Below are 9,615 nucleotides of genomic sequence, written 5' to 3'. Positions count from 1 at the left end.
TTTTGCAGATCCGGGCGCGGAAACCCGCGGAATGTCAGATACTGGTTTTCTTGAACACCGGTTCGGGGATGTTGCGAATGATGGCCATGACCAGCCACCAGATGCGCCGCACATAGATCACGTTGCGCGATTTTTTGACCGCGTTCACAATGGCATCGGCCACTTCGCCCGGTTCCGCGGTCAGGGCTGCGGGCGTGTCAATGCCCGCCGTCATCGCCGTGTTCACAAAGCCGGGCAGCACGGTCACGACATGCACGCCCTGCCTGGCCAGCCGATTGCGCAGCCCCGACAGGAAGGCGGTAAACCCGGCCTTGGCGGCCCCGTAGACATAGTTCGAGGCGCGGCCCCGTTCCCCGGCCACCGAGCTGAGTCCCACGATTGTGCCGGAGCCGCGGGTGGCAAAGCGGTTGGCCAGCACCCCAAGCATCAGGGCAGGCCCCTCAAAATTGCTGCGCAGGACGGTTTGCGCCGCCACGATATCATCCTCGTTTTCGGTCTGATCGCCCAATATGCCGACCGCGCAGACCACGATCTGCGGCAGGGCGGGCAGGGCATCGACGAAACCTTCATGTTCAAGAATCGCCAGCGCGTCGAAATCATGCAGGCTGACCGCGACCCCGAACCGGGTCTGCAGATCGGCCTGATCGGCGGCCAGGGTTTCGGCATTGCGCGCGGCCAGCTGGATCGGATGGCCGTTTGCCGCAAAGGCGCGGGCGGTGGCGCGGGCGATATCGGAACGCGCGCCAAGGATAAGGACGGGGCCGGTCATAGGTTCAGCCTTTCGGATTGAGCGGATGAAAATGCGGTGGTCAGCCCCTGCGCCTGCCGCCAGGCGGCAAATTCAGCGGCGCGGGGGTCGGCATTGGCGAAGGTTTCGGCGGACATGCGGCTGTCTTTGGCCAGATAGAACCGGCCCTGATGGGCCAGGGTGATGGCGTCGAGCTGTGGCATCAGCTCGATGGCGCGCCGGGTGCGCGGGAAATCCAGTGCCAGCGTGTAGCCCTCCATCGGAAAGGAGATCGGGCCGGTCTGCGGGCCAAAGCGTTTCAGGACCGACAGAAAGGATGCCTGGCCCGAGGCCGAGATCGCCTGCAACAGATCCTGCAGGCCGGTCTGTGCGGTTTCGGTCGGCAACACGCATTGAAACTGCATGAACCCGCGGCGGCCATAGAGGCGGTTCCATTTCAGAACCGCGTCGAGCGGGTAAAAAAAGCTGTCCCAGTCAATCAGGCTTTCGCCGGCATTGCGGTTTCCGTGCCAGAAATAAAGCGCATTGAAGGCGCGCACGGTAAAGGGGTTCAACGCGAAACCGGGCAGCGCAAAGGGAAAGGTATGTTTGGGTTTGGCGGGCACATGCAGCGGCCGGTGGCGATGGCGCGGGGCGACCTGATCGGCGCGCGCATGTTCGCCGATCATCACCAGCGACCGGCCCAGCTGCGCGCCTTTGGCGGCACAGTCGATCCAGGCCACCGAATAGCTGGTGTCCATATTGTCTTCAAAGGCGCGCATCGCGGCGGCCAGATTTTCGGCCGGGATCATCTGTTGCCGGATCCAGCCCGATTGCACCGGCCGCAGCCGTATGGCGCAGCGCAGGATGATCCCGGTCAGCCCCATGCCGCCGATGGTCCAGCCAAACAGCTCGGCATTCTGGTCGCGCGCGGCGCGGGTCACCGAGCCATCCCGGCCCATCACGTCGATCCAGTCGACGCAGGCGCGGAAACTGCCATTCATATGGTGGCTCTTGCCATGCACATCGGCGGCGATGGCCCCGCCAAGCGTGATCAATCGGGTGCCCGGCGTGATCATCGGAAACCAGCCGCGCGGCAGGAAGGCGTCGATGACATCGGACAGCATCACACCGGCCTCGGCCACCAGCAGGCCGGTATCGGGGTCGAACGAGATCATCCGGTCGAATTGGCGCATGTCGATGGTGTTGCGCGGGCTGAGGGCGCTGTCGCCATAGGAGCGCCCATTGCCGCGTGCGATGGCATGGCCGCGTGCGACCTGTGCCGCCAGTTCGGCCTCGGATCGCGGTGCGGATATGGCGCAGTCCGCCCAAGGAAAATTGCCCCAGCCTGCGATTTTCATCCTGCGCCCTCCGTCTTTGCTACGGTATCGGTAAAGACGAAGCGCCGGTCGAGCAGGTATTTCGTCACATAGCCCACGGACAGGCCCAGGACCGCGCCGACCTCACGCATCGGATCGGTGCTCCAGATCAGCCAGAACGCGGTTTCGGTGCCCCAGAAAATGGCGGTGGTGATCAGGCCCATCGCGGTATAGAGCGCGAATTTGGTGCTGTGGGCCCTGACCCCGGTGCTGTGGTCAAAAAAGATCCAGCGTTTGTCGAGGATATATTTCACCACCAGCCCGATCAAGGTGCCCGCCGCCAGCGCCGCCGCGTAGATCGCGGCCCCCTCACCCCAGCCCAGAACCACCCGCTGCAGACCCAGATTGGCAATGGTGGCGATCACCGCAAAACCGGCATAGCGCAGGGCAAGTGTCGCGGGGCTCATAGCAGGATGGCCGCCGCGCCAAGCGCACCGATAAGGCCAAAAACGATCAGGCTGGTGCGGTCGGTCACGGCAAAGACCATCGGATCATCATGCATGCCGCCGCGATGCGTGGTCAGGACCACCCGGCTGATCCAGTAGAGCAACAGAACATTGACCCCCCAAAGCAGCGTCGGCGCGCTGTATTTGGCCTGCACTTCGGGCGTATTGAGATACAGCGCCATGACCAGGACAGATACGAAACCCGCGCTCAGCGCCATCTGCATCATCAGCGGCAGATCCTCGACCGAATAGCCCCGCCCCGCCGCCCCGCTCAGGCCGCTATTCTTGACATGAACCAGTTCGGCCTGCCGCTTGACGGCGGCCAGCGAGAAAAAGAAGAACAGCGAAAACGCCAGCAGCCAGATCGACAATTCGATCCCGGTGGCAACGCCGCCGGCGATGATGCGCAGCGTGTAGAGCCCCGCCAGCACGCAGATATCAATGATGGCCTTGCGCTTGAGAAACAGCGAGTAGCTCATCGTCATCAGGAAATAGACCGCGATGACGGCGGCAAAAGCCCATCCCAACAGTGATGATACCAGCAGCCCGGCCCCCAGTAGCCCCGGCACCATGGCCGTGCCCACCGGCAGCGGCAACCGGCCCGAGGCCAGCGGGCGGAGCCGTTTGCGGTCATGCGCCCGGTCTGGCCCCAGATCCAGCAGATCGTTCAGAAGATAGCCGGCCGAGGCCACCAGGCCAAAGGCGACAAAGGCCATCAGCCCCTGCATCAGCGCCGCCCAGGTGAAGGATTGATTGGCCAGCACGGGCACGAAGACGAGGATGTTTTTCAGCCATTGATGCGGTCGTATCGCCTTGAGCATCGGCCAGATCAGCGGCTCGGGCGGCGACAGGTGGGTGACATCGGCATTGATCCCGGCCACCGCGGCCCTGAGTTGCGGCGATGCCCCGACGGTGATCGCGGCCTCGGCCGCCGCCCAACAGGGCAGATCGGCACGGGCGTCGCCGATATAGGTGAACCCGTCCGCGCCATAACGCCGGGTCAGCAATGCGGCCTTGGCCGCGCCCTTCAGGTTGCAATCGGCGGTCGTGCCCTGGACCTCGTCAAACAGGCCCAGATGCGCGGCCACGGCCTCGGCCAGCTGGTGATCGGACGCCGTGATCAGCGCGGTGCGCCCGCCGCCCGCGCGCCAGGCTTTGATCTGTGCGATGACCTGGGGGTCATAGGGCAGGGATGCCACATCGACCGGGCCCAGATCGGCCAGAGCGCGTTTCAGGGCCGGTTTGCCGGCAGCCAGCCCGCGCGCGGCAACGAACGGCGTGCGCCAGCTGTGCGCCATGGCGCACCACAGGCATTCATACAGCATATCGCCACGGATCAGCGTGCCGTCGAGATCGACCGCCAAAACCCTGTCTGCCATGCTGGAATCGCGCATCATCCTGCCCAAGAACCTGTTTGTCTGTTGTCGGAGGGTCTATCCTTTTTGCCCGGGTTTTTCCCGATCTTTTCAAACTGCGTCCAAAAGCTGGCACAGGGCTGTGACATAAGCCAGCCGAAACTGTGGTTTTGTTGGGAAGGGAGAGGTGACAGGTCCGGGGGCTTTGGCTAGGCTTGATCATGGTATTTTTCATAATCAAGTGGTTCGATATCTCATGAAACCTCTTTTCCCCAATCCGGGCGTTTTCAGCCTGGCCCTTGCCCTTGCCTTGGCCCCGGTTCCCGGCGCGGCCCAGAGCGATGATGCGCTGGCGCAATGCCTGGCGCTGGCGGGCACGCCCGATGCCGGGGTGCCGGTTACCCCCGAGGCGCAGGAGGCCATGATCGCGGCAGCCCGCGCCGCCATGCCGTTTTGCGCCGCGGCGGTAGAGGCCGGATCGCAGGACGCGGCTGCGCTGTTTCATCTGGGTGTGGGGTTGCAGCTGGCAGGCGACCATGCGGGCGCGATTGCGCAGTTCGAGGCGGCCTCAGCCGCCGGGCTGGGGGCGGCCGACACCAAGCTGGGCGATTACAGCCTGTTTGGCATCGGCCCGGTGCGCACCGATATGGATGCGGCGGTGCAACATTTCCGGCGCGGTGTCGCGCGCGGCGATCTGGCGGCGATGACGACGCTGGGGTTTCTGTATCGGCTTGGCCGCGGTGTGCCGCGCGACAGCGGCGAAATGATCCGCCTGATGACGGATGCGGCCGAGGGCGGCTATCATTTTGCCCAGTTGCGGCTTGGCCAGACCTATCTGACCGGCGATGGCATTCCGGGCGGCGCGGATGCCGATCTCAACATTCCCGATCCCGCAACGGCGGCGCGCTATTTCAGCATGGCGGCCGAACAGGGCAGCATCGTGGCTGTGCTGGAACTGGCCAAGATCTATTCCGAGGCGGATGGGCCCGGCACCGGGGACCCGGCGCTGCAATTGCGCTGGACGCAACGCGCCGCCGATGCCGGGTTGGCCGAGGCGGTGGGCGCGCTGGGCTTTCTGTATGAACGCGGGCGCGGGGTGGAGGCGGACCCGGACCGCGCGGCGGCGCTTTATGTGCAGGCGCTGGAAACCGGCGAGGTTGATCTGGACGATCTGCGCGGCGAAGTGGGCGCGGTGGTGCCGCCCTGGGACCGCGCCACCGCGATGGCGTTTCAGGTGATCCTGCGCGATCGCGGCCTGTATCGCGGTGCCATTGACGGTGTCATCGGGCCGATGTCACGCGCCGGGGCCGCCGCATTGGGCAACCAGCGTTGAAGCGGCCTGGTATGCGCGCCGTCAGACCGGCGCGCATCCGCAAGCTTCGGTCATTCGAAAGCGCATCCCGGCCGCAGGCCCAGCCGCCGCAAGATCATCGCTGCCGGGCAGAAACCGGTAAAGGCGCTCTGGATCAGGTTTGCGCCCACGAAAGCGTTCAGGAAAAACCAGTAGGGGCTGACCAGCAGGCCAAGCGCCAGGCTGATCAGGATTACGGTTCCGGCAAATGCCATTACGGCGCGGTCAATTGTCATCGGTCGTTTCCTTTGAGGTTGGAAGGTTGGAAGAGGGGTCGCAATAGAGCCGATAGAGCAGCGCCATCACGTCGCGCATGTTCGGATCGGTCAGTGAATAGTAGATGGTCTGGGCCTCGCGGCGCACCGAGACCAGGTTTTCCTTGCGCAGTTTGGCAAGGTGCTGGGACAGCGCCGATTGCGAGATGCCGACGGCGCGCTGCAGATCGCCGACATTGCATTCGCGCTTGTGCAATTCGCACAGGATCAAAAGCCGATGCGAATTGGCCAAGACCTTCATCAGGCCGGCCACGTCGGTGGCGTGTGATTTGAGATCCTCTATATTCATGATAGCTAAATTAGTAAAAACTAAATTAATGTCAAGGGGCGATTTCCTGCCTCTGATCAGGGCGGGCGGGGGCGCTGCCCCCCGTCGCCATCGGGCGACGCCCCCCGGGATATTTCAGGCACAAAGAAGCTGTGTGCGCGCGCCTTTCCAGGGCAAAGCGTTTCAGTCGATCTGAACGGTCTGACGCAAGGTGCCATCTTCGCGGTCGAATATCAGGATCTGGTTGTCCTCGGTCACCACGCCATACCAGTCGGGGCCGAAGGTGACGGCACGCGCGACCACGCCCTCGGGCAGGGTGACGGTATCGGGCAGTGCCACCGGCGTGCCGCTTTCGAAACGGGTGACAAAGGTCACCACGATGGTTATCAGCCCCACAATCATTGTCACCGTCAGCACGGTCACGAGAATGCGCAGAACCCGCAGGTTCAGCGGATCGGGGTCGTGGCTGTCTGCCGCTGGAGATTCGTTCATGCCAGGCCCTTCGCCGAAAATCATCCCGGTCCGCATCGGTGCGGATCCGGGCAAGCGTCTTGATAAGGCACTGGCCCGCGATGTGCCAGAGCAAGCGAGCCTGAGCCGGTCGCGCCTGGCGCGTCTGATCGCGGCCGGGGCCGTGACGGTGAACGGCATCGTGGTGACCGATCCGCGGGCCCGGCTGGTTGAAGGCGATCTGGTGGAGATCACGGTGCAGGACGCCATCGAGGTGGATACGCGCCCGGAAGATATTGCATTGCAGATCCTGCATGAGGATGCCGATCTGATCGTCATCAACAAACCGGCTGGCATGGTTGTCCACCCCGCGCCCGGCACGCCTTCGGGCACGTTGGTCAATGCGCTGCTGCATCATTTCGGCGGCAATCTGTCCGGTATCGGCGGCGAAAAGCGGCCCGGTATCGTGCACCGGATCGACAAGGATACCTCTGGTCTGCTGGTGGTGGCGAAATCGGACAAGGCGCATCATGGTCTTGCGGCCCAATTCGAGGCCCATAGCGTTGCGCGGCATTATCTGGCGATCTGCCACGGGGTTCCCGATGCCTCGGACCCACGCCTGCGCGGGGTGCCCGGCGTCAGTTTCGAGGCCGGCGGCATTTTGAAGCTGACCACGCATCTGGCGCGCCACCGGACCGACCGGCAACGCCAGGCGGTGCTGTTTCAGGGCGGGCGGCACGCCGTGACGCGGGCCCGGGTCGAGGAGGGCTTTGGCGCGGTCGCGCTGGTCAATTGCTGGTTGGAAACCGGGCGCACGCATCAGATCAGGGTGCATATGGCCCATGCCGGTCACGTGCTGGTGGGCGATCAGACCTATGGCGGACGGCGGCGGGTTTCCGCCAAGGCGATGGGCGCGGCCCTGGCTGCAGATCTGAACAGTTTCCCCCGCCAGGCGCTGCATGCCGCGAGCCTTGGCTTCCGCCATCCCGTGACCGGCGAGGAGCTCGGCTTTTGCGCGCCTTTGCCTGCGGATATGGCCGGTCTTTTGGAACAACTGCGCGAAACAGCCCGCTAAATTGTGCGCAATTGCACGTGAAGAGGTTGAAACATTGATTGCGGTGCGCGATCTATTGCCCGTATATGATGCCGAGACGCGGGCAACGCTCTTGAACAAGGGCGTTGGTGAGCCCATATTCAGTCAAAGTTAATCGGATTTACATCCGAGCCGTCGAACAGGGGATATCTGACATGCGAAGTTATACCAATCTTCCGGCCCCGTCGCCGGAACAGGGTTTGAACCGGTATCTTCAGGAAATCCGCAAATTTCCGATGCTGGAGCCCGAACAGGAATATATGCTGGCGAAACGCTGGGTGGACCACGAAGATACCGATGCCGCGCATCAGCTGGTCACCAGCCACCTGCGCCTGGCCGCCAAGATCGCCATGGGCTATCGCGGCTATGGGTTGCCGCAGGCGGAGGTGATTTCCGAGGCCAATGTCGGGCTGATGCAGGCGGTCAAGAAATTTGACCCCGAAAAGGGGTTCCGGCTTGCGACCTATGCGATGTGGTGGATCCGGGCCTCGATTCAGGAATATGTCCTGCGGTCGTGGAGCATGGTGAAACTGGGCACGACAAGCGCGCAGAAAAAGCTGTTTTTCAACCTGCGCAAGGCCAAGGCCCGTATCGGTGCGTTGGAGGAGGGCGACATGCGCCCCGAAAACGTCGCCCGTATCGCCAATGATCTGGGCGTGACCGAAACCGAAGTGATCTCGATGAACCGGCGCCTGTCGGGTGGCGATGCATCGCTGAACGCCATAGTGGGCAGCGATGATGGCGGCACCACGCAATGGCAGGACTGGCTTGAGGATGAAGGTGCCAACACGGCCGCCGATTATGCCGAAAAGGACGAGTTCGACCACCGCATGGAGCTGATGAAAGAGGCGATGGAGGTGCTCAATGAGCGCGAGCGCGATATCCTGACGCAGCGCCGCCTGAAGGATCAGCCGGTGACGCTGGAGGATCTGAGCGGCGTCTATAATGTCAGCCGCGAACGGATTCGCCAGATCGAGGTGCGCGCCTTTGAGAAGCTGCAAAAGAGGATGCGCGATCTGGCCCGGGAACAGGGCGTCATGACCTCGGCCTGATCCACCGCCAGTTGAAATAATCTGGGCCTGCCTATCCGGCGGGCCCTTTTTTCGTTCAAAGCGTTTCGGGTCATAGAGCGCGTCGCGCTATAGCTGAGACAAATGCATCGCAATGCGCGTTCAAGCGCAAGCGAGAGGCAGTGCATTGCGATTCAAAGGTAATCCGGAACAGTATAGATGCGGGGGTGATGGCAATGGAGGGCACGAGAATGACAGAACCGGTTCGGTGGGGCGTTTTGGGGGCCGCGAATTTCGCGCTGACCACCATGGCCCCGGCCATTCACGCCGCAGATAACGCCGTGCTGGCGGCTGTGGCGACGCGCGACCCGGCCAAAGCCCGGCCATTTCAGGCGATGGTGCCGGGGGTGCGGGTCCATCACAGCTATGACGCGGCTCTGGCCGATCCCGAGATTGACGCGCTCTACATCCCGCTGCCCAATGCGTTGCATGTGGAATGGGTGGAAAAGGCCGCGCGGGCGGGCAAGCATGTGCTGTGCGAAAAACCCATCGCCATGGAACTGGCCGAGATCGACCGGCTGATCGCGCTGCGCGACGCCACCGGGCTGATGATCGCCGAGGCCTATATGATCCCGCATCATCCGCAATGGCAGCTGGTGCAGAGCCTGCTGGCGGAGGCGGCCATCGGCGATCTGCGCCATATCGAGAGTTGTTTCACCTTTGGCCTGAAGGATGCGGCCAATATCCGCTTCAACCCCGATCTGGGCGGCGGCGCATTGCGTGATATCGGGGTCTATACGCTTGGCTCGGGGCGGCTGGTCACGGGCGTTGAACCGGTGATCAGGCAGGCGCTCCTGGGGTGGGATCATGGCGTCGATGTCTCGGCGCGTATCCTGGCCGATTTCGGGGCTGTGACCTGCTCGGTCTATATGAATATTCAGGCCACCGACCGGCAGGTCGTGACGCTGTATGGCACGGCTGGATATCTTGAGCTGACGGCCCCCTTCAATCCGGTGTCGCACCGCGAGGCATCGGTTCGGATGGTGGCGTCAGATGGCACGGAACGTCTGTTCCGATTCCCGCAGGCGCGCCAATATGTGGCTCAGGTCGAGGCCTTCGGGCGGTCGATGCGCGGCGCGCCCTATCGGGTGCCGCTGGAGTTTTCGCGCGGCACCCAGGCCGCGATTGAGGCGGTGTTTGCACAGGCGCGAGATTAGAGCGCGACGCGCCAAATCGAATTCAGCGGCCGACCCGAACGCAT

At 63.3% G+C, this 9,615-nt stretch carries 11 protein-coding genes; 4 read left to right on the top strand and 7 right to left on the bottom strand.

All coding sequences use genetic code 11. The features are described from left to right. Window positions 1–34: 34 nt before the first annotated feature. The 4 genes from ACW8PS_RS01795 to ACW8PS_RS01780 are packed head-to-tail and all read right to left on the bottom strand — an operon-like array spanning window position 35 to window position 3,931. Entirely contained in the window at window positions 35–769 is a 735-nt protein-coding gene (locus ACW8PS_RS01795) for an SDR family oxidoreductase (RefSeq protein WP_491525537.1), read from the bottom strand. Continuing rightward, complete coding sequence (locus ACW8PS_RS01790) at window positions 766–2,088, bottom strand: FAD-binding oxidoreductase (RefSeq protein WP_491525536.1); 1,323 nt, start codon at window positions 2,086–2,088, stop codon at window positions 766–768. The genes ACW8PS_RS01795 and ACW8PS_RS01790 overlap by 4 nt, the downstream gene beginning before the upstream one ends. Beyond that, window positions 2,085–2,513 (bottom strand): GtrA family protein, encoded by a 429-nt coding sequence (locus tag ACW8PS_RS01785; protein ID WP_491525535.1) that lies wholly within the window; start codon window positions 2,511–2,513, stop codon window positions 2,085–2,087. Before ACW8PS_RS01785 ends, ACW8PS_RS01790 begins: the two co-directional genes overlap by 4 nt. Continuing rightward, entirely contained in the window at window positions 2,510–3,931 is a 1,422-nt protein-coding gene (locus ACW8PS_RS01780; RefSeq protein WP_491525534.1) for a UbiA family prenyltransferase, read from the bottom strand. Before ACW8PS_RS01780 ends, ACW8PS_RS01785 begins: the two co-directional genes overlap by 4 nt. A 232-nt stretch (window positions 3,932–4,163) precedes the next feature. Between ACW8PS_RS01780 and ACW8PS_RS01775 the strand changes: the two genes are divergently transcribed. Then, on the top strand, window positions 4,164–5,240 hold the full coding sequence (locus ACW8PS_RS01775; protein WP_491525533.1) for a tetratricopeptide repeat protein: 1,077 nt from the start codon (window positions 4,164–4,166) through the stop codon (window positions 5,238–5,240). A gap of 50 nt (window positions 5,241–5,290) precedes the next feature. On the opposite strand, the gene ACW8PS_RS01770 is transcribed toward ACW8PS_RS01775, so the two are convergent. The 3 genes from ACW8PS_RS01770 to ACW8PS_RS01760 all read right to left on the bottom strand — a co-directional run bounded on the left by ACW8PS_RS01770 (window position 5,291) and on the right by ACW8PS_RS01760 (window position 6,293). Further along, the gene (locus tag ACW8PS_RS01770; RefSeq protein WP_491525532.1) at window positions 5,291–5,494 is read right to left on the bottom strand and encodes a YgaP family membrane protein; all 204 of its coding nucleotides are present in this window, start codon (window positions 5,492–5,494) and stop codon (window positions 5,291–5,293) included. Then, window positions 5,484–5,822: an ArsR/SmtB family transcription factor gene (locus tag ACW8PS_RS01765; protein WP_491525531.1), complete on the bottom strand. Its 339-nt coding sequence runs from the start codon at window positions 5,820–5,822 to the stop codon at window positions 5,484–5,486. Before ACW8PS_RS01765 ends, ACW8PS_RS01770 begins: the two co-directional genes overlap by 11 nt. A 162-nt stretch (window positions 5,823–5,984) precedes the next feature. Continuing rightward, on the bottom strand, window positions 5,985–6,293 hold the full coding sequence (locus ACW8PS_RS01760; RefSeq protein WP_491525530.1) for a DUF6476 family protein: 309 nt from the start codon (window positions 6,291–6,293) through the stop codon (window positions 5,985–5,987). Between ACW8PS_RS01760 and ACW8PS_RS01755 the strand changes: the two genes are divergently transcribed. From ACW8PS_RS01755 to ACW8PS_RS01745, 3 genes are all read left to right on the top strand, one after another. Continuing rightward, window positions 6,292–7,326 carry an RluA family pseudouridine synthase gene (locus ACW8PS_RS01755; RefSeq protein ID WP_491525529.1) on the top strand — a complete coding sequence of 345 codons (1,035 nt, stop codon included), beginning with the start codon at window positions 6,292–6,294 and terminating at the stop codon, window positions 7,324–7,326. The two genes, ACW8PS_RS01760 and ACW8PS_RS01755, sit on opposite strands and share 2 nt — an antisense overlap. A gap of 173 nt (window positions 7,327–7,499) precedes the next feature. Next, window positions 7,500–8,396, top strand: coding sequence for an RNA polymerase sigma factor RpoH (gene rpoH, locus ACW8PS_RS01750; protein ID WP_491525528.1), 897 nt, complete (start codon window positions 7,500–7,502; stop codon window positions 8,394–8,396). 209 nt (window positions 8,397–8,605) lie between these two features. Further along, a complete protein-coding gene (locus ACW8PS_RS01745; RefSeq protein WP_491525527.1) occupies window positions 8,606–9,571 on the top strand; it encodes a Gfo/Idh/MocA family protein in 966 nt (321 codons plus the stop codon). The last annotated feature ends 44 nt before the right edge of the window (window positions 9,572–9,615 follow it).

This window comes from Alterinioella sp., from assembly GCF_058343375.1.
This window is presented reverse-complemented; position numbering and strand designations above follow the sequence as displayed.

Coding starts and splice junctions, on each gene's coding strand:
- ACW8PS_RS01780 (WP_491525534.1), bottom strand. CDS start 3,931: ATGGCAGACAGGGTTTTGGCGGTCGATCTCGACGGCACGCTGATCCGT.
- ACW8PS_RS01795 (WP_491525537.1), bottom strand. CDS start 769: ATGACCGGCCCCGTCCTTATCCTTGGCGCGCGTTCCGATATCGCCCGC.
- ACW8PS_RS01755 (WP_491525529.1), top strand. CDS start 6,292: ATGCCAGGCCCTTCGCCGAAAATCATCCCGGTCCGCATCGGTGCGGAT.
- ACW8PS_RS01760 (WP_491525530.1), bottom strand. CDS start 6,293: ATGAACGAATCTCCAGCGGCAGACAGCCACGACCCCGATCCGCTGAAC.
- ACW8PS_RS01770 (WP_491525532.1), bottom strand. CDS start 5,494: ATGACAATTGACCGCGCCGTAATGGCATTTGCCGGAACCGTAATCCTG.
- ACW8PS_RS01785 (WP_491525535.1), bottom strand. CDS start 2,513: ATGAGCCCCGCGACACTTGCCCTGCGCTATGCCGGTTTTGCGGTGATC.
- ACW8PS_RS01745 (WP_491525527.1), top strand. CDS start 8,606: ATGACAGAACCGGTTCGGTGGGGCGTTTTGGGGGCCGCGAATTTCGCG.
- ACW8PS_RS01765 (WP_491525531.1), bottom strand. CDS start 5,822: ATGAATATAGAGGATCTCAAATCACACGCCACCGACGTGGCCGGCCTG.
- rpoH (WP_491525528.1), top strand. CDS start 7,500: ATGCGAAGTTATACCAATCTTCCGGCCCCGTCGCCGGAACAGGGTTTG.
- ACW8PS_RS01790 (WP_491525536.1), bottom strand. CDS start 2,088: ATGAAAATCGCAGGCTGGGGCAATTTTCCTTGGGCGGACTGCGCCATA.
- ACW8PS_RS01775 (WP_491525533.1), top strand. CDS start 4,164: ATGAAACCTCTTTTCCCCAATCCGGGCGTTTTCAGCCTGGCCCTTGCC.